Source organism: Actinomycetospora flava, from assembly GCF_037400335.1.
GTDB lineage: Bacteria > Actinomycetota > Actinomycetes > Mycobacteriales > Pseudonocardiaceae > Actinomycetospora > Actinomycetospora flava.
The window spans coordinates 82,149-101,058 of record NZ_JBBEGM010000005.1; the positions used below are offsets into that span (position 1 = coordinate 82,149).

Consider the following 18,910-nt stretch of genomic DNA (forward strand, 5'->3'; position numbering starts at 1 on the left):
CTGACGGTCACGGGTCCTCCTGCTCGGCCTTCGCTGCTTGTTCGGCGGCCTGCGCCGCGGCGGTGCCCGGACGCTTCCGGGTCACCCAGCCCTCGATGTTGCGTTGCGGCCCCGAGGACACCGCGAGGGCCCCGGGGGGCACGTCCTCGCGGACGACGGTGCCCGCACCGGTGTAGACGCCGTCCCCGATCGTCACGGGGGCGACGAAGGTGTTGTCCGAGCCGGTGCGGACGTGCGACCCCACGACCGTACGGTGCTTGGCGACCCCGTCGTAGTTGACGAACACCGAGGACGCCCCGATGTTGCTGGACTCGCCGATCGTGGCGTCGCCGACGTAGGTCAGGTGCGGGACCTTGCTGCCCTCGCCGATGTGGGCGTTCTTGACCTCGACGAACGTCCCGATCTTGCCGCGGGCGTCGAGCTCGACGCCGGGGCGCAGGTAGGCGAAGGGGCCGACGGAGGTCTCCGGGCCGACGCGCGACGACGACCCGTGGGTGCGCACCACGGCCGCCCGCGCGCCCACGGTGACGTCGGTGAGCGTGGTGTCCGGGCCGATCGTCGCGCCCTCGGCGACGCTCGTGGTGCCGTGCAGCTGGGTGCCCGGGTGCAGCGTGACATCGCGCTCGAGGCGGACGCCGACGTCCACCCAGGTCGAGCGGGGGTCGACGACCGTGACCCCGGCGCGCATCCAGCGCTCCAGCAGCCGGCGGTTGAGCTCGGCGCCCAGCTCGGCCATCTGCACGCGGTCGTTGACGCCGGCGACGAGCCAGGGGTCCTCGGTCTCGACGGCGCCGACCCCGTGCTGCTCGCGCGCGGCGATCGCGACGACGTCGGTGAGGTAGAGCTCGCCCTGGGCGTTGTCGGTGGTCAGCCGGCTCAGCGCGTCGCGCAGGAACACGAGGTCGAAGGCGTAGACGCCCGAGTTGACCTCGCCGATCGCGAGCTGCTCGAGCGAGGCGTCACGGTGCTCGACGATGGCGGTGACCTGGTTGTCGTCGTCGCGGACCACCCGGCCGTACCCGCGCGGGTCGTCGAGCTCGGCGGTGAGCAGCGTGACGGCGTAGTCGCCGGAGGCGTGCTCGCCGATGAGCGCCCGCAGGGTCGCCGCGTCGAGCAGCGGCACGTCGCCGTAGGAGACGAGGACGGTGCCGGTGAGGTCGTCGGGCAGCGCGGCGACGCCACACGCCACCGCGTGGCCGGTGCCGCGCCGGCGGTCCTGCACGGCGGTGCGCACCTCGCGGTCGAGCTCGGCGGCGAGCCCGAGGGTGTGGGTGCCGACCTGCTCGCGCTCGTGGCCGACGACGACGACCAGGTGCTCCGGGCTCGTGCCGGCGGCCGCGTGCACGGCGTGGCCGAGCAGGCTGCGGCCCCCGACGGGGTGGAGCACCTTCGGCGTCGCGGAGTGCATCCGGGTGCCCTCACCGGCGGCCAGGACGACGACGGCGGTCGGGCTGGCGGTCGAGCTCGGCGGCATCGGCTCGGTGACTCCCACTCCTGCCACTCCTGCACGGACCGGCCCCGGGTCCGGGGCTCGACGCACCGATCCTACGACCGCGTCCTCGCCGGTCGGCCGGGGCGTGCGCCGGGACGGGTGCGGGGAGCCGTCACCCACGGCTCACCGGCAGGGCTCCGGTCGGCGGCCCGTCGTGGGTGCGCACGGCGTCGCCGCCGGCCCGCTTCGCGGCGTACATGGCGGCGTCGGCGCGGGCGAGGACGTCCTCGGGGCCCTCGCCGCCGCGGGCCGCGACCACGCCGACCGAGAGCGTCACCGGGCGTCCCTGCGCGGCGGGGAGCTCCGCCACCGCGGCCCGGGCGCGGCCCAGCGCGGCGGCCGCGTCGGCGACCGCGGTGTCGGGCAGGACGACGACGAACTCGTCGCCCCCGTAGCGCGCGACGAGGTCGGGGGCCCGCAGCGAGGACCGCAGCGCCGTCGCCACCCCGCGCAGCACCTCGTCCCCGCGGGCGTGCGACGTGGTGTCGTTGATCTGCTTGAAGCGGTCGACGTCGATCATCGCGACGGCGGGCGAACCGGGCCCGGCGAGGACCTCCTCGAGGTGGCGGTCGAGCGCCCGGCGGTTGGGCAGACCGGTCAGCGGGTCGGCGAGCGCGAGGGCGGTGACCTGCCCGTGCTCGCGGCGCAGGCGGTCGTGCGCCAGCCCGGTGCGCAGGGACAGCGCCCGCGCGCGGTGCAGCGCCCACAGCTCGGCCTCGAGGTCGGCGACGTACTCGCCGAGCGCGGTCTCGGCCGCGTGGCGGGGGCCGCCGGAGGTCGCGATCCGGGTGCGCAGCCGGGCGAGCTCGCGGGTGACCGCGAGCATGAGGCTCGCCTCGCCCCGGGGCGGGCGCGCCCGGCGCGTCGCGAGCACGGCGACCGCGGCGTCGTCGTCGCCGGCCCGCTCGAGCGCGCGGGACCGGGCCAGCTCCACGATGAGGCGGTCGTGCTGGGAGGGCACCACGGTGCCGGCGGCCAGCGCGGCGGCGCCGCGGCTCGCGACCCGGCGTTCCTCGGGCGTGGGCGCCGGCCCGCGGCTCGGGCACGCGAGCACCCCGGCGGCGGCGAGCAGCGGGCGCTCGGTGCCCGACGCGTGGTGGCAGAGGCGCCCGGCGACGGCGAGGGCGTCGCGGAGGCGCTCGCCGCCGGGCCGCCCGGCGCGCTCGAGGCGCAGGCCCCACGACACCCCGAGGCGCACGCGGTCGTAGCCGCCGGTCCCGTCGTCGGCGGGCTGCTCGACGAGGGTGTCGGCGAGGTCGTGCAGGCCCAGCGACACCAGCGTGCTGGCCGCGAGGCGCCGGGCGCACCGCACGTTGTGGCGGTGCTCGGCGACGGTGGGGGCGTGGTCGACGAGCACCGGCTCCTCGAGGTGGGCCAGCCCGGTCGCGACGGCCGACAGGGCGGCCTCCTCGTCGCCGGCGAGCAGCGCGCGGCGGGCCCGCAGCATCTGCGCGTCCGCGCCGAACAGCGACAGCCCGTGCGCGGCGACGAGCTCGAGCAGCTCGTCGAGCTGGGCCTCGACACCGAGGTCCGAGACGGGGGACCCGCCCGGCTCGGCGGCCAGCAGCACGCGGGCGACGAGGCTCTGGCGCAGGAGCAGCGCCCGCAGGCCCGGCTCGCCGGCGCGGGCGGCGGGCGCGGCGAGCACGGCGTCGAGCTCGGCGGTGCTGCCCCGGGGGTCGGGGGAGGGGACGAGGGTGGCGGTGGCGACGGCGGCGCTCGTGCGCGCGAGCAGCGCGGCGCGGGCCTCCGCGCGCGCGTGCGAGGCGGACGCGACGGGGTGGATCGTGGTCGTGCTCGCGCCGTCCCGGCCGTGATCCGCGGGCATGCCCACCTCCGGCGTTCCAGCACCGCACCCTCCGGACGGGGGGTCCGGTTCGAACGATCGAGCGGTGGCCGCGCCGCCGTGTTGACGCCCTGCCGACTGTGGGGCACCACTCTGCCCCGTCCCGGGGAGGCTCCCGGCACCGGGCCGGTGATCGTGCAGGGTGTACGCCCATGCCGCCCTCCACGACCGGCACGACGCCCACCCCCACGCGCCTCACGCGTCCCGCCGCCACCCCGTTCCGGGAGGCGCTCCCGGTGCCCCTGGTCCGGGCCGGTGCCCGCGGCCGCGTGGCGCTCACGGCGCTCGCCGCGGCGCTGGTGACCGCCGTCCTGGCCTGGCGCTACGCCGGGCACACGGACGCGGGGCGCACGGACCGCGAGGTCGCCGCGCTGCTCGACACGCAGCACGGCGTGCCGCGGGTGCTCGCGGAGGCCTTCGCGGCGCTCGGCGGCCCGCTGCCCGTGGCGGTAGCCCTGCTGGTGCTCGCGCCGCTCGCGTGGTTCCTGCGCGGCGGGCGGGGCCTCGCGCTCGTGCTCGTCGGCCCGCCGACGGCGATGATCACGACGTCCCTGGTGCTCAAGCCGCTCGTGGAGCGCACGCGCGGCGGCGAGCTGGCGTTCCCGAGCGGGCACACGACCTCGGTCGCCTCGCTCGCCGTCGCCTGCGGGGTGCTGGTGCTCGGGCTGACGACGCTGCCGCGCGCGCTGCGGCTGCTCGCGGTGGCGGGCCTCGCCGGGCTCGTGCTCGCGGTCGGCGTGGGGCTCGTCGTCCGCGGCTACCACTACCCGACCGACACCCTCGGGGCGCTCGGGGTCGCGGTGGCCGTCGTGCTCGGCGCCGCGCTGGCGGTGGACGCGTGGTCCGACGTCGTCGCCGACCCGGGCCCCGACCCCCGCTCGTTCGACCCCCGCGAGCGCCCCACCGACGTGCTGCCGCGGGCCGTGCGCGAGGAGTAGGCGCGAGGAGTGGGTCAGCGCGCCGCGGCGAGCTCGCGGGCCTCCTCGTCCGAGGTGGCCGAGGGCTGCGAGCCCGGCAGCGGCCGGCTCCCCGGTTCCCGCAGGTAGCGCACGGCGACGAGGCCGACGACGGCCGCGAGCATCAGGTACACCGCCGGCATCACGAGCACACCGGTGAGGGCGATGAGCCCTTCGACGATGACCGACGTGGTGCCGCCGAACACCGAGACCGCGACGTTGAAGGTGATCGCGAGCGACCCGTAGCGCACGCCGGTGCTGAACAGCGAGGGCAGCGTGGAGGGCATGGTCGCGTTGAAGCACACCATCGTGATCCCCAGTAGGAGCAGGCCCCCGAGGACGCCGGGGATCGACCCGGTGCGCATCAGCAGGAACGCCGGGAGCGCGAGCACCAGGAGCATGACGCAGCCGGTGAGGATGATCGGCTTGCGGCCCACGCGGTCGGAGAGCCTGCCGAGCACGGGCACGATGGCCAGGAGCACGACGAACAGGATGATCTGCAGGACGTGCGACGTCGTCGTCGTCAGCGTCGGCGCCCCGTACTCGCCGAGGGTCTCGGTGAGGTAGGTGGGCACGACGGTGGTGAGCGAGTAGTTGGTGACGTTGAAGACGATCACCAGGCCGCCGCAGACCAGCACCGGGCGCCACCCGTAACGGGCCGCCGCGCGGAAGAACTCCCGGAACGACTGCTTGCCCTGCTCCTCCGAGGACTCCGACAGCTGGCTGAACGCCGGGGTCTCCTCGAGGCGGTAGCGCAGGTAGAGCCCGATCATGCCCATCGGCAGGGCGATGAGGAACGGGATGCGCCAGCCCCAGCTCAGGAGCTCGGGGGAGTCCTCGCCGAGGACCGCCTGGAGCACGGTCACCACGCCGGCACCGAGCAGGTAGCCGGTGATCGTGCCGAACTCCAGGAAGCTCGCCAGGAAGCCGCGGCGGCGGTCCGGCGCGTACTCGGCGACGAAGGTCATCGCCCCGGCGTACTCGCCGCCCGTGGAGAAGCCCTGCAGCAGCCGGCACAGGAGCAGCAGCAGCGGCGCCGCCATGCCGATGGAGGCGTAGGTCGGCAGGACGCCGATCCCGAACGTGGCCACCGCCATCAGCAGCATCGTCGTGGCGAGGGTCTTGGTGCGGCCGATGCGGTCGGCCAGCGGTCCGAAGAACAGCCCGCCGAAGGGCCGCGCGAGGAACGACGCCGCGAACAGGGCGGCGGTGATGATCGGGCCCCCGGCGGTGCCCGGCGGCAGGAACACCACCTGGATCGTCGTCTCCAGGTAGGCGTAGACACCGAAGTCGTACCACTCGGTGACGTTGCCGATCCCCGACGCCGTGACCGCGCGCCGGACCAGACCTGGCGGCGTGACCGTGACGCCGTCGACGGTGTGGGGCCCGTCGGAGCTCGCCTCGGGATTCGGCATGGCGAAGGCTCTACCCGGGTGATGTCCCGGGCAGACCTCCGCGCCGACTCAATGTGCGGGCGACGGTGCCGCCGTCTTCTCCGTGCCGACGCGGTCACGCACGCGGGCCAGGAACGGCCGCGGGTCGCGCGCGTCGAACGTCGCGAAGACGCCGCTCGACAGGTAGGGCCGCAGGCCGCGCAGCCAGGGCGTCCGCCCGTCGCGCCAGTGGTCGAGCAGGGAGCGGCTGTCCTTGAACTCGTTGACCCAGTGCACGCCCTCCGGCCACGACGGCGCGACCGGCGCCTCGCCGTGCACGAGGTGGCGGTAGGTCAGCAGGGGGAAGTCGACCCCGCAGCGCACGGCGAGCCGGCCGGACATGTTCGGCCGCCCGTTGACCTCCATGAGCTTGTACCGGCCGTCGCGCTCGTCCTGCTTGAACTCGACGTTGGCGAAGCCCTCGAGACCCATGGCGGCGACGATCGCCCGGCCCGGCTCGATCACCTCGGGGACGACGCGGCTGACGACCGCGCACGGGTAGCCGAAGTCCCGGGGCGAGAGGCGCAGCTTGCGGGAGGTCATCTCCACGCGGGGCTCGCCGTCGACGACGTAGACGTTGTAGTTGACGCCGCCGGTCTCCGGGCCCGGGATCAGCTCCTGGATCATCGTGCCGATCCCGAGCTCGTGGGCCTCGCCCCACGCCGTGCGCAGCTCGTCGGGCGTGTGCACGCGCTTCATCTTCACACCGAACGCCCGGTTGTACCGGTAGCTCTCGGCGGGCTTGACCAGGCACGGCAGGCGCAGGCGCTCGAGGAGCGACTCGAGCTCGCCGTACGAGTCCGGCGAGACCGTGCGCGGGGCCTCGACGCCCGCGCGGTCGGCGACCTCGCTGGTGATCCGCTTGTCCAGGAACGTCTGCGCGACCGCCTCGGTCGGGCAGGCGACCGTGTGGCGCGCGGCCAGCGTGTGGTGATGGGCCGAGACGGCCTCGAGGGCCTCGTCGGTGGTCGGGACGAGGACGCCCGGTCCGTGGGTGTCGGCGAGGCGCAGCAGCGCCCCCACGTACCCGGTCGGGTCGTCGGCCGGGTCCGGCACGGTGACCGACGCGGCGACGTACCGCGAGTGCCGGGTCAGCTCCCGGGGTGACGACAACACGGTGACGACGGGGACACCCGCTCGGCCCAACGAACCGACCACGGCCAGCCCTGCCTCGTACCCGCCGAGAACGAAGGCGGGAACAGCGCCGGCCACACCCCCCATTTGGTGCAGGCTCATGAGGGCAGCGTAAAGACACGGTTCGGACACGACCGAGCGACCCGGGCGAAGGGGACGCGGCGGCCCCGCCGAGGCGCTGCCGGGCACCCCGGTAACCTCACCGAGGTGCTGTTCACGGTGTTCACCGCCAGCTACAACCGGGCGCACACGCTGCCCCGCGTGTACAAGAGCCTGCAGGCGCAGACGCTGCGCGACTTCGAGTGGCTGATCGTCGACGACGGGTCCACCGACGGCTCCGAGGAGCTCGTCGCCGGCTGGGCCGCCGAGGCGGACTTCCCGATCCGGTACGTGCGCCAGGACCACGGCGGCAAGCACAAGGCCGCCAACCTCGGCGCCCGGGAGGCGCGCGGCGAGCTGTTCCTGCCGCTCGACTCCGACGACGAGTGCCGTCCCGAGGCCCTCGAGCGCTTCGCGGCGCACTGGCAGGGCATCCCGGACGACCGGCGCCCGGGGTTCTCGGCGGTCACCGCGCTCTGCGACGACCAGCACGGCGAGATCGTCGGCTCCCGCTTCCCGCACGACCCCACCGACTCGGACGCGCTGGAGATCCGCTACCGGTACGGGGTCACCGGCGAGAAGTGGGGCTTCCAGACCACGGCGGTGCGCCGCGAGTTCCCGTTCCCCGAGGTCGACGGCCAGCCCAACGTGCCCGACGCGATCGTGTGGAACCGCATCTCGCGGCACTACCGCACGCGCTTCGTCAACGAGGTGCTGCGCACCTACCACGTCGACGGCGACGACTCGATCACGCAGAAGAGCCGGGCGGCCGCGATCTGGCGGGCGCCGGCGTTCGCGCTGCGCTGGAAGATCACGCTGAACGAGGAGCTGGGCTGGTTCCGCTACGACCCGCGCGGCTTCGTGCGCGCGGCGGCGAACTACGCCCGCTTCTCCTGGGACGACGGCCAGGGGTTCCGCGAGCAGGGGCGCGCGCTGACGAGCCCGCAGGCGAAGCTCCTGCACGCCGCCGCCGCGCCCCTCGGGTACGTGCTGCACCGCCGCGACCGCAAGGCCGCCGCGGCCGCCTGAACCCTCGTGCGCACTTTCCGGGCCCGGAGGCCCGGAAAGCACTCACGAGGGGCTCAGCGCATCTGGCGGCGCCGCACCACGGAGACCACGGCGACCAGCGCGCCGACGAGCGCGAGGGCGCCGGCGGCGAGACCGACGCGCAGGGTGGTGTCCGACCCGCTCGATCCGCTCGACTCGTCGGCGCCGCTCGCGTCGGGCGTGCCCTGCGCGGACGAGGCACCCTGGTCGACCATCGCCGCGTCCACCGCCTGGCGCGTGCGCCCGACGGCGACGTCGTCGAGCGTGAGGCTCGCGGGGTCGGAGAGGTCCTGCGAGCGGTAGAGCCCGACCTTCATGTAGTCGCCGTCGTCGTAGAGCGTGCCGTCGGGCGGGTGGAAGGCCGTGACCGTGCGGCGCCCGGCGCTCCAGACGTCGACGGTGCCCCGCTCCGGGTCCCGCGAGAACACGATGCGCACGATGATGTCGATCGGGTCGCCGGGGCTGATCGGGGCGATCGACTGCTGGTAGGCCTGGTTCCGGTCGTCGTCGCCACCGGTGATCATCAGCTGGCCGTCCTGCACGGCGATCGCCACGGGCGGCGAGCCCTCGTCGCCGTAGTGGTGCCACTGCATGAGGATCTGGAAGCGCTGGGCGTCGACAGGGAAGTCGTCGGCGAGCTGCCCGCGGTAGCCGTAGTAGTAGACGTCACCCTCGCGGCCGTCCGGCACGCGCGGCAGGAGCTCGCTGCGCTGGTCGCCGCCGTCGAGCGAGAACTGCAGCGCCTGCCCGTGGCCCGACGGCGAGGCCACCTCGCGGGGCGCGCCGTCCTGCTCGTTGTAGTCGTTGCGGCGGAACGAGCTGAGCATGTCGCCGCCGGTGTCGGCGCGCCAGACCAGCCCGTCACCCCCGGGCGGCGTCGGCGTGGAGGCCAGCGCGGGACCGGGCGCGAGCAGCCCGACGAGGACCGCGACGAGCCCGGCGGCCGCCGCCGCGACCAGGCGCCGGGCCAGGGGCCGGCGCGGGCGCGCCGTGCCCGTCCGCGTGCGTGCACCGTCGGTCGTGGTCACACCGCTCCTGGCTGTCGAGGACGTCGGACGCCGACGAGGGGCGCCCGCTCCGGGGTGGGGCACCGCACCTCCCGGCGAGATCGAGCGTACCCGGACCGGGTGAAGGGCCCGTCGGCTCGCGGCGACCCGGAGCAGGGCGTCAGTCGTCGTCGCGGCGCGGTCCGCGCAGCACACGCAGGGGCTCCGACCGGCTCGCGTGGCGCCCCTCACCGTCGCTGCGCCCCGCCCCCGGCGGGCGGTGCGGAGCGGCCGCGTGCCGTCCGTACGCGGGCGGGTGGGCGTTCGCGGGACCGGGCCCGGAATGCCCGTGCGGGCCGCGGGAGCCGTGCGACCCGTGCCCGTGCGGCCCGTGCCCGTTCGGTCCGTGCCCGTTCGGTCCGTGCCAGGGGTGGGGGTGACCGGTCGGCGGCGACGGCGGCCCCGGTGCCCCCGGCGGCGGCATGGGCGGCGGGAACGGGGCCGCGTAGAGCCGCTCGGTCATGGCGACGGCCCACTCCGGTGCGGTCTCGCGCCCCGCGCCCGAGGGGATGAGCACGGTCGGGGCGTCGTCCAGCGCGGCCTGGCGCGAGGGGATCGCCTCGGTGGGGCGCCCGGTCATCGGGTCGACGGGCACCTCGGCGGCGGCGGTGTCGGCGCCCACCACCACGGTCTCCGGCGCCGGCTCCGGGGTCGCCGCGTCCGCGCCCGACGTCTTCTTCGGCCGCTTGATCACCGAGCGCACGCCGGCGTAGAGCTCGCGGCTCACCGACGGCGAGAGGATCCGCAGCAGGCCGAGGTAGATGCCGGCGAACACGAGGACGTCGACGAGGAGCAGCCCGATGCCGATGACGATCGGGCGCGTGTCGGAGTGGAAGAAGCCGTTCTCGAGCACGAACGTCGCGACCAGCGCGGCGACGCCGGCGAGGAGCACCGGGAGGAGCACGCGCAGCGCGTCGCCCACGCGCACGCCCGCCACGCGCATCCCGATCCCGATGGCCAGCGAGCCCGCGGCCAGCGCCTCGGCGGAGGCGGCCATGCCCACGCCGAGGAGGCCGAGCGTGGGCAGCAGCGCGAAGAGGGCGATCGCCGTGACGACCAGGCTGGTCGCGGTGATCCAGTTCAGCAGGCGGCTGCGCCCCGTGCCCTTGATCGACTCCTTGCCGATCGAGCCGAGCGCCATGCCCGGGCCGTAGCCGGCCATGCCCATGAGCACGAGCCCGGCGCCGCGCCACTCCTCGCCGAGCGCGACGACCACCAGCGGCTCGCCGATCGCGACGAGCAGGGCGCCCGCGGGCAGCGCGGTCACCCACAGCGCCGTCATCGCGCGCAGGAAGCCCCGGCGCAGGCGCCCGGCGTCCTTGGCGATGCGCGAGAAGGCCGGGAACAGCACGTAGGACGCGATCTGGATGATCGCCGTGCCGGGCAGGGCCGCGATGCGCCGCCCGTAGCGGTACATGCCGAGCGGGCCCTGGCCGAGGAAGCGGCCGGTGAGGCCGGCCTCCATGAACTCCCGGCCCTTCTGCGCGAACTCGCTCGCGATGAGCGGGAACGCGAACCGCGCCATCTCGCGCCACAGCGCGAAACTGAACCGGCCGCGCCCGGGCCACCAGCCGGCGAGCCACCAGGTCAGCACCAGGGTGACGACCTGCGAGGCGTAGAGGGCGATGACCAGGCCCCACACGCCGAAGCCGAGCGCCGAGAGCGCGATGGCGGTGCCGGCGAAGGTGAGCGCGGTCGACGGGTTGACGATCATGCGGCGCTTGAAGTTGAAGCGCCGCTGCATCAGGCCGTCGGGCACGTTGGTGAGCGCGTGGATCGTGAGGACCGCGGCGGTGGCGGCGCACACGGCGCCCGCGACGTCGCCGCCGAAGAACGCGCCGATGAGCGGTGAGACCGCGAACGCGAGGCCCGACATCAGGATGCCGTTGACCAGCGTCACCCAGAACACGGTGTCGGCCGCGTCCTCGAGGTCCTTCTCGCGCTGGATGAGCGCCGCGCGCAGGCCGCCCTCGGTGAAGGTGACGAGGAAGTTGGTGAGGATCGAGCCCGCCGTGAAGGCGCCGACCTCGGCCGGGCTGAGCAGCCGCGCGACCGCCAGCGTCTGGATCAGCGAGATCGTCTGCGTGACGACGAGGACGATCGCGGAGATCTTCGCACCGCGCTGGAGGGTCTTGCCGAGCTTGTCGATCGAGGGCTGCGCCGTCGCCTCGGCCGCCTTGTCCTTCGTGGCGGTCGTGGTCGGTGCCGGCTCTCCCGGCGGCGCCGGGCCGCTCATGCGCGGAGCGGCACGGTCACTTCTCCGGAGCCGGGTCTCGTGTGTGAGCCACGGGCAGGGGACACCTCACCGCCCGGGCGGGCAGCCGGTCGCCGGACGTGCCGGCGCGGGGAGCGAGGCATGACACGGAGCGTATCGAAGAGGTAACGGCCCACCGCCGCGGGTGCGGTCGTCGGGCCGGGCGTCGGCAGGCCCTTGACCAGGGCATACGCCGTGCGTTTCGCTCAGCGGCGGAGCGTTTCGCTCGGCGAACACCCGTAAACGTGACGATACTCAGCCGAGAACCGGCCACCGTGGGCGAAACCCCAGCGTGTCGCGATGGCCGCCACCGTGTCGCCGTCGCTCGGATCCGCCGCCCGCAGCTCGCCGTGGGCCCGGTCGAGACGGACCCGGCGCAGGTGGGCGAGCGGCGTGGTCTCGCGGTACCGCGCGAACGCGTGCTGGAGCCCGCGGGCGCCGATGCGCGCGGCGCTCGCGATCTGTTCGAGCCCGATCGCCTCGTGGGCGTGCGCCTCGATGTACGCCGCGGCCCGCCGGACCGTGGCGGGCTCGGCGCGGCCGGGACCGGGCCGGGTGGAGTCCTCCGCGGCCTCGAGCGCCGAGTTGGGGAAGGTCAGCAGCACCGTCGTGGCGAGGTGGCGCAGCGCCTCGGCCCGCACGAGCGGCGTGGACAGCGCCTCCGGGTTGTCGAGGACGTCGCGACCGAGGTGGCTCATCGACTGCACGAGGTGCCGCTCGCGGGCGGCGTCGACGGCGTGCATGGAGTCGAAGCGGACCGCCGACGGTTCCAGCCCCGAGAGCTCGGCGCCGACCTGCGCCACGGCGTCGAGGTCGATCGCCTGGCCGACGACGTCGACGTCGTCGTCCCAGTCGGCGGTGAACCGGTCCCAGTGCGGGGCCAGGCGCAGCCCCGTGGCCTCCTCCTCGCCGCACGTGAACCGCACGCGCCCGGCGATGGGCAGCACCACCGTCACGCGGTCGAGCGGGGCGCACAGGACGTCCATCCCCACGCTGTGCCGGACACGGTCGAGGCCGAAGGCGCCGCCCGGGGCCGTCACGGAGCGGGACGCGATGCTCAGCCGGGCCTCGCGCCGCGCCACGGGGAACCGCGGCTCCTGGTCGCCGTAGACCGACCGCAGCAGCTCCACGGCCGCGTCGGTGTCGGCGGCGGTCAGCAGTCGCCGGGTCACCGGCCCGTCGTGGTCGACGTGGTCGACGTGATGGACGTGGTCGTCGTCCGGCTCGTCCGGATCCCCTGGGTGCACGTGTCCCCCCGGCACCTCGAGGGCGATCCGGCGCGGGAGGGGGTGGGCCACCGTGCCGGCCGCCCGTCCCTCGTCCCCCCGGGTCACGGGCGGGCATCAACCGATGCGACCGAGGATACGGCGAACGATCGACCTGTACGCAACGCGACAGGACGAGCGCGCTCCGCCGCCTGGATTCGAACCAGGATCATCGGAACCAAAATCCGAGGTGTTGCCCTTACACCACGGCGGATGGGCCGCTCGGAGGCGACGGTGACCATCGTGACACGAGCCGGGGCGTTCCCGGCGCCCGCCGTGGGCGAGGTCGCTGCTCAGCGCCCCGCGTGCTCCCGCCGGTCGCCGTCGGGACGGGCCGTCCGGCGGACCGAGCGGGTCGCGACGAACAGCAGCACGACGCCGAGGAGCAGCCCGCCCGCCACCCACGTGATCGCATCCACGTCGCGCTCGGCGGCGCCGCCCGCGGGGGCCGCCGCGTCCTCCGCGACCGGGTCGGCACCCGGCGCCCCGGAACCCATGCCCGTCGGCGCCACCGAGGCCATCGTGGGCCCGACCCGCAGGTCGTCGACCCAGAGCCGGCCGCCCTGGTCGATCGCGGTGGCCCGGTAGAGCCCGAGCTTGAGGTAGTTGCCCTGGTCGAGCATCGTCCCGTTCGGCGGGCTGTAGCCGTCGAGGACGTGGCGGCCGTCGCGCCAGACGTCGACGCTGCTGCGCCCCGGGTCGCGGGAGAACGCGACCCGCATCGACACGTCGAGGCGGTCGCCGCCGCGGACCGGCCCGAGGTCCTGGAGGTTCTCGCCCTCGGAGGCGAGCATCAGCCGGCCCTGCTTCACCTCGAGGGCGATCGGCGGGGAGCCCGAGTCCCCGGTGTGGTGCCACTGCAGGACGACCTGCCAGTCGTCGGTGGCGGTCGGGAAGTCGCGGGCCAGCCCGGCGCGGTAGGTGTAGTACCAGACCTGGCCCTCGTACTGGTCCGGCACGCGCGGCTCGACCTCGGAGCGCTGGTCGCCGCCGTCGAGCCGGAACTCGAGCGCCTGGCGGCCCGGGGAGGTCGGCGACGGGATGGTGCGCGGGGCGCCGTCCTGCTCGTTGTAGCCGTTGCGGTCGAAGACGCCGAGCAGGTCGCCCGCCGCGGGGAGCTCGAAGACCGGCCGGTCGTTCGCGGGCGGCGGCGCCGCGGCCGCGGCCGGCGCGGACCCGAGCACGGCCGGCAGAACGGCGGCCGTGACGGCGAGCAGGGCGGTGGTCAGGGCGAGGAGCTTCGCGGGCACGCGACCGGTGCGGCGTCGCGGCGCCGGCCCGGGGGCACCGGGATCGGCGTCGTGGGGCATCGGGGGCGGCTCCTCGCGTCGGGTGGAACGTCGGTCGACCCGGGCTGATCCCCGCAGGTCGACCCGGACATTCCCGGCGGATCGTCGGTCCTCCCGCACGATACCGAGCGTCCGGACGGCCTCTCCGGGGCCTCCGTCCGGGTGTCGATCCCCCGGTCGGGTCGTCGTCGTCACCCCGCGGTGACCGGGATCGGTGCGGTGCGTGCGTTCGGGGCACCGGCCGCCGCCCGGCCGGCAGCAGGAGTGGGGCAGGATGACCGCCACGGTGGCGGGCGGTAGCCGCGCCGGGGCTCTCGACCGTGGGTGTGACCCGCACGGTCCAATCCCCGACGGCTGTGGCGTGACCGTGGGGGGCGACCGATCGTTGATCCCCACGGCATCCCGGTGCGGCGCGTACTCCGGTCGATCCGAGCGAAATCGGATGCGACGGCGACGCAACCTCACCGTGACCCCGGGCGTCTCACGTCGAGCGGAAAGGTGTCCATGGCCGACGAGGTGCTGCGGATGGGTCCTCCCAGCCGCACGACCCACGACGGGGGCGACGTGACGAACGGACAAGCCAGGATCTCGGAGCAGGCCGGGCTGTCGCAGGAGGACGTGCCGGGCCGGATGCCGGGTCCTGCCGAGCCGGGCGCGAGCCGGTACGACGGCCCGGCGGGCCTCCCCGGCATCGGCGCGGCCGGGATCGGGCCGGCGCCGGTGGAGCCGTCGCCGGTCGTGCCCAGCGGCGCGGCGGGGACGCCGCGCGGTGAGGACGGTGTGTTCGTCGAGCCCGCGCCCACCGCGCCCGGGTTCGTCCGCATCTGGGAGGACGAGGGTCCGGAGCAGCCGGGCAGCGTCGCGGTGGCCACGAGCTGGCAGCTGAAGTTCGCGCTCGCCGTGGCCCTCTCCGACCTCGCCACCCTCGCGATCTGCGTCCTGCTGGGCGCCTGGATCGGGTTCGGCGAGGGCGTCGGCCCGCAGAGCTCCGACCCGTGGGCACTCGGCGGCGCCGCGGCGGTGCTGGTGACGCTGGCGATCGTCGCCTGCCGCGCCTGGGACCCCCGCACGCTCGGCCAGGGCTCCGAGGAGTGGAGCCGGCTGATCCGTGCCTTCGTCTCGGCGGCGATCGTGCTGGGGCTCGGCGGCCTCGCGATCGAGCGTCTCGGCGTGCGGCCGTGGGTGTTCGGCGTGCTGCCGGTCGCCGGGCTCGCCGCCATGGCCGGCCGTTACCTGCTGCGTCGCTGGCTGCACCAGGCCCGCAAGCGCGGCCGGGGCATGCTGCCCGTGCTCGCGGTCGGCACCGAGCAGGCCGTGCGCGACCTCGTCGAGCGCACCCGCCGCGTGCCGCACATGGGCTGGGTCGTCATCGCGGCCTGCACCCCGACCGGTCTCGGCGAGGAGGGGCAGGGCCACGTGGCCGGCGTCCCGGTCATCGGCGACCTCGACGACCTCTCCTCCAGCGTCGGCAGCGGGCGCTACGGCGTCGTCGCCGTCGCCCCGACGCCGGGCTGGAGCCCGAAGCGCCTGCACCGTCTCGCGTGGGACCTCGAGGGCACCGGCTCCGAGCTCGTCGTCGACCCGGGCCTCATGGAGGTCGCCGGCCCGCGCCTGCACGTCGCGCCCGTCGACGGCCTGCCGCTGCTGCGCCTCACCGAGCCACGCCTGTCCGGCGTGCCGCGCGTGTTCAAGCTGATGTTCGACCGGGTCACCACCGCGGCGATCCTGATCCTGCTGCTGCCGGTGTTCGCGGTCATCGCGGTGATCGTCAAGCTGGACGGCGGGCCGGTGTTCTACCGCCAGACCCGCGTCGGTCAGCGTGGCAAGACGTTCCGGATGATCAAGTTCCGGTCGATGGTCCCGGACGCGGACAAGCTGCGCGACGACCTGCTCGCCGGCACCAACGACGGCTCCGGGCCGCTGTTCAAGCTGCGCAAGGACCCCCGCGTCACGCGGATCGGCCAGCTGCTGCGCCGCTACTCGCTCGACGAGCTCCCGCAGCTGTTCAACGTCATCGGCGGCTCGATGTCGCTGGTCGGGCCGCGCCCGCCGCTGCCCGGCGAGATCGACGCCTACACCGACGCCGCGAAGCGCAAGTTCCTCGTCCGCCCCGGCATGACCGGGCTGTGGCAGGTCAGCGGACGCTCCGACCTCTCGTGGGAGGAGTCGGTCCGGCTGGACCTGCGCTACGTGGAGAACTGGTCGCCGGCGATGGACCTGGTGATCATGTGGAAGACGGTCTCCGCGGTGTTCCGCGGTGACGGTGCCTACTGAGACGGACGCCTTGGACAACAAGATCATCTGCCGGCTCTGCGGATCGGCCGACCTGGCCGGCTTCGTGGACCTCGGCGCCACCCCGCCGTGCGAGCTGTTCCTCACCGCGGAGGCGCTCGAGGCGCCAGAGCCGACGTTCCCGCTCCACCCGCGGGTCTGCCGCTCGTGCCTGCTCGTGCAGCTGCCGCCCCTGATCGACCCGGACGAGACGTTCACGGAGTACGCGTACTTCTCGTCGTTCTCGACGTCGTGGGTCGAGCACGCGCGCCGGTTCGTCACCGCCGCCACCGAGCGCGCCGGCCTGGGGCCCGACTCGCTCGTCGTCGAGGCGGCGAGCAACGACGGCTACCTGCTCCAGCACGTCGTCGCCGACGGGATGCGGGCGGTCGGCGTGGAGCCGAGCGCCAACGTCGGCGCGGCCGCCCGCGAGAAGGGTGTGCCGACGATCACGGCGTTCCTGTCCCCGGAGACCGGGGCCGCCGTCCGCGAGGAGCACGGTCCCGCCGCGCTCGTCGTCGCCAACAACGTCTACGCGCACATCCCCGACGTCGTGGGCTTCACGCAGGGCCTGCGCGCGATGGTGGCCGACGACGGCTGGGTGTCGATCGAGGTGCAGCACCTGCTGACCCTGATGCGGCTGCGCCAGTTCGACACGATCTACCACGAGCACTTCCAGTACTACACGCTCGGCACCGCGCAGAAGGCGCTGCGCTCGGGCGGGCTCGAGCTCGTCGACGTCGAGCTGGTGCCGACCCACGGCGGGTCGATCCGCTGCTGGGCGCGGCCGGCCGAGCTGGGCACCGGCGCGTCGCAGGCGGTCGCCGACGTGCTCGCCGAGGAGGCCGCGGCCGGGCTCGACACCGTCGAGGGCCACGCCGGGTTCGCCGGCGAGGTCTCACGCATCCGCAACGACCTCGTGCGCTTCCTCATCGAGGCGGCCGACGCCGGGAAGTCGGTGGTCGGGTACGGCGCGCCGGGCAAGGGCAACACGCTGCTGAACTACTGCGGCATCCGCCCGGACCTGCTCGCGTACACCGTCGACCGCAACCCCTACAAGCACGGCCGGTACACCCCGGGCACCCGGATCCCGATCCACCCGCCGGAGCGGATCGACGCGGACCGGCCGGACTACGTGCTCGTGCTGCCGTGGAACCTGCGCGAGGAGATCACCGCGCAGCTCGCCCACGTGGCCGACTGGGGCGGGGCGCTCGTCTACCCCATCCCCTCGCTGCAGGTGGTCGAACCCGGCTCTGGCAAGGTTCTCGACCCGTGAAGGTCGTCCTCTTCTGCGGTGGCTACGGCATGCGGATGCGCAACGGCGACTCCGATGCCCCGAAGCCGATGCAGATGGTCGGGCCCCGCCCGCTCATCTGGCACGTGATGCGCTACTACGCGCACTACGGGCACAAGGAGTTCATCCTCTGCCTGGGCTACGGCGCCCACCACGTCAAGAACTACTTCCTCGACTACCACGAGACCGAGTCGAACGACTTCGTCATGCGCCACGGCGAGGTCGAGCTGCAGGGCTCGGACATCGCCGACTGGACGATCCACTTCGTCCACACCGGCCTGGAGTCGCCGATCGGCGAGCGCCTGCGGCGGGTGCGGCACCTGGTGGAGGACGAGGAGATCTTCCTCGCCAACTACGCCGACGTGCTCACCGACGCCCCGATCGACGACATGATCGAGCGCTTCCGGGGCTCGGACGCCACGGCGTCGCTGCTCGCGGTGCCGCCGCAGGCGGTGTTCCACATCGTCGACATCGACCCGAGCGAGCGCGTCAACTCGATCTACCCGGTCACCGACATGCGGATCCGCGAGAACGGCGGCTACTTCGCGCTGCGGCCCGAGGCGATCGACTACATCCCCGAGAACGGCGACCTCGTCGGCGACGCCTGCACGTCGCTGGCCAAGGAGGGCAAGCTGCTCTCCTACACCTACGACGGGTTCTGGCAGCCGGCGGACACCCTCAAGGAGCGCAACGCGCTCGAGGCCGCCTACCGCGCCGGCACCCGCCCGTGGATGGTGTGGGAGCGCGAGCCGCAGCGTGAGCCGCTGGAGGGCCTCGTCGACGAGGCCCTCGGCCGCTGACCGTGCGGTCCCTGGTCCCGGAGTCGGTCGACGAGCTGGTCCTGCTGGCCGCGCACTGCGACGACATCCCGATCGGCGCGGGCGGCACGGTGCTGACGCTGTGTCGCGCGCATCCGGGCCTGCGGGTGCGGGCGCTCGTGCTCTCCGGCGGCGGGACCCCGCGGGAGGCCGAGGAGCGCGCCGCGCTCGCGGCGTTCTGCCCGGGTGCCGACCTCGCGGTCACCGTCCTCGACATGCCCGACGGCCGGCTCCCGACGCACTGGGAGTGGGCCAAGGAGGCGCTCGAGGCGTTCCGGCGGACGTGCGAGCCCGACCTCGTCCTCGCCGGGCACCGGGGCGACGACCACCAGGACCACCGCGAGCTCGCGAAGCTCGTGCCGACGGTGTTCCGCGACCACCTCACGCTCGGCTACGAGATCCTCAAAGCCGAGCCGGACCTCGCCCAGCCGCCGCTTCTCTGGCCGCTGGAGCCGGACGTGGTGGCGGACAAGGTGCGGCTGCTGCACGAGCACTACCCGTCGCAGGTCGCGCGGGCCTGGTTCGACGAGGAGACGTTCCGGGGCCTCGCGCGCGTGCGCGGCGTGCAGGCCGGCGTGCGCTACGCGGAGGGGTTCCACCTGACGCGGGCGCTGCTGGGCGCCCCCGTACCGTCGGGCTGACAGTCACACGAAGGAGGGAACCGCC

The 18,910-nt window shown here is 74.5% G+C and carries 14 protein-coding genes and 1 tRNA gene; 6 read left to right on the forward strand and 9 right to left on the reverse strand.

Going from position 1 to position 18,910, the window contains the following annotated elements:
- Positions 1–7 precede the first annotated feature (7 nt).
- Both glmU and WCD58_RS13975 read right to left on the reverse strand, forming a co-directional pair.
- Entirely contained in the window at positions 8–1,474 is a 1,467-nt protein-coding gene (glmU, locus tag WCD58_RS13970; protein ID WP_337703910.1) for a bifunctional UDP-N-acetylglucosamine diphosphorylase/glucosamine-1-phosphate N-acetyltransferase GlmU, read from the reverse strand.
- 130 nt (positions 1,475–1,604) lie between these two features.
- Complete coding sequence (locus WCD58_RS13975; protein ID WP_337703650.1) at positions 1,605–3,320, reverse strand: GGDEF domain-containing protein; 1,716 nt, start codon at positions 3,318–3,320, stop codon at positions 1,605–1,607.
- A 170-nt stretch (positions 3,321–3,490) separates the two neighbouring features.
- Here WCD58_RS13975 and WCD58_RS13980 point away from each other — a divergent pair, with 170 nt between their 5' ends.
- Positions 3,491–4,276 carry a phosphatase PAP2 family protein gene (locus tag WCD58_RS13980; RefSeq protein ID WP_337703651.1) on the forward strand — a complete coding sequence of 262 codons (786 nt, stop codon included), beginning with the start codon at positions 3,491–3,493 and terminating at the stop codon, positions 4,274–4,276.
- 14 nt (positions 4,277–4,290) lie between these two features.
- Here WCD58_RS13980 and WCD58_RS13985 read toward each other — a convergent pair whose 3' ends face one another.
- Together WCD58_RS13985 and WCD58_RS13990 are read right to left on the reverse strand one after the other, a co-directional pair.
- The gene (locus WCD58_RS13985; protein WP_337703652.1) at positions 4,291–5,709 is read right to left on the reverse strand and encodes an MFS transporter; all 1,419 of its coding nucleotides are present in this window, start codon (positions 5,707–5,709) and stop codon (positions 4,291–4,293) included.
- Between the two features lie 48 nt (positions 5,710–5,757).
- Positions 5,758–6,843 (reverse strand): carboxylate--amine ligase, encoded by a 1,086-nt coding sequence (locus WCD58_RS13990; RefSeq protein WP_337703653.1) that lies wholly within the window; start codon positions 6,841–6,843, stop codon positions 5,758–5,760.
- A 225-nt stretch (positions 6,844–7,068) separates the two neighbouring features.
- On the opposite strand from WCD58_RS13990, the gene WCD58_RS13995 reads away from it, so the two are divergent.
- Positions 7,069–7,989 carry a glycosyltransferase family 2 protein gene (locus WCD58_RS13995; protein ID WP_337703654.1) on the forward strand — a complete coding sequence of 307 codons (921 nt, stop codon included), beginning with the start codon at positions 7,069–7,071 and terminating at the stop codon, positions 7,987–7,989.
- 53 nt (positions 7,990–8,042) lie between these two features.
- On the opposite strand, the gene WCD58_RS14000 is transcribed toward WCD58_RS13995, so the two are convergent.
- The 5 genes from WCD58_RS14000 to WCD58_RS14020 form a co-directional block, all read right to left on the reverse strand.
- On the reverse strand, positions 8,043–9,035 hold the full coding sequence (locus WCD58_RS14000) for a heparin lyase I family protein (RefSeq protein WP_337703655.1): 993 nt from the start codon (positions 9,033–9,035) through the stop codon (positions 8,043–8,045).
- A gap of 139 nt (positions 9,036–9,174) precedes the next feature.
- Positions 9,175–11,289 (reverse strand): lipopolysaccharide biosynthesis protein, encoded by a 2,115-nt coding sequence (locus tag WCD58_RS14005; protein WP_337703656.1) that lies wholly within the window; start codon positions 11,287–11,289, stop codon positions 9,175–9,177.
- Between the two features lie 224 nt (positions 11,290–11,513).
- Positions 11,514–12,641, reverse strand: a complete 1,128-nt coding sequence (locus WCD58_RS14010; protein WP_337703657.1) for a helix-turn-helix transcriptional regulator — start codon at positions 12,639–12,641, stop codon at positions 11,514–11,516.
- A gap of 74 nt (positions 12,642–12,715) precedes the next feature.
- Positions 12,716–12,786 (reverse strand) — tRNA-Gln (locus WCD58_RS14015).
- Positions 12,787–12,865: 79 nt separating this feature from the next.
- Entirely contained in the window at positions 12,866–13,882 is a 1,017-nt protein-coding gene (locus WCD58_RS14020) for a heparin lyase I family protein (RefSeq protein WP_337703658.1), read from the reverse strand.
- A gap of 483 nt (positions 13,883–14,365) precedes the next feature.
- On the opposite strand from WCD58_RS14020, the gene WCD58_RS14025 reads away from it, so the two are divergent.
- The 4 genes from WCD58_RS14025 to WCD58_RS14040 are packed head-to-tail and all read left to right on the forward strand — an operon-like array spanning position 14,366 to position 18,885.
- Positions 14,366–16,135: a sugar transferase gene (locus WCD58_RS14025; RefSeq protein ID WP_337703659.1), complete on the forward strand. Its 1,770-nt coding sequence runs from the start codon at positions 14,366–14,368 to the stop codon at positions 16,133–16,135.
- Positions 16,125–17,408, forward strand: a complete 1,284-nt coding sequence (locus WCD58_RS14030) for a class I SAM-dependent methyltransferase (protein WP_337703660.1) — start codon at positions 16,125–16,127, stop codon at positions 17,406–17,408. Before WCD58_RS14025 ends, WCD58_RS14030 begins: the two co-directional genes overlap by 11 nt.
- Entirely contained in the window at positions 17,405–18,226 is an 822-nt protein-coding gene (locus WCD58_RS14035; RefSeq protein WP_337703661.1) for a glycosyltransferase family protein, read from the forward strand. The genes WCD58_RS14030 and WCD58_RS14035 overlap by 4 nt, the downstream gene beginning before the upstream one ends.
- Positions 18,227–18,228: 2 nt before the next feature.
- Positions 18,229–18,885: a PIG-L deacetylase family protein gene (locus WCD58_RS14040; protein ID WP_337703662.1), complete on the forward strand. Its 657-nt coding sequence runs from the start codon at positions 18,229–18,231 to the stop codon at positions 18,883–18,885.
- Positions 18,886–18,910 lie beyond the last annotated feature (25 nt).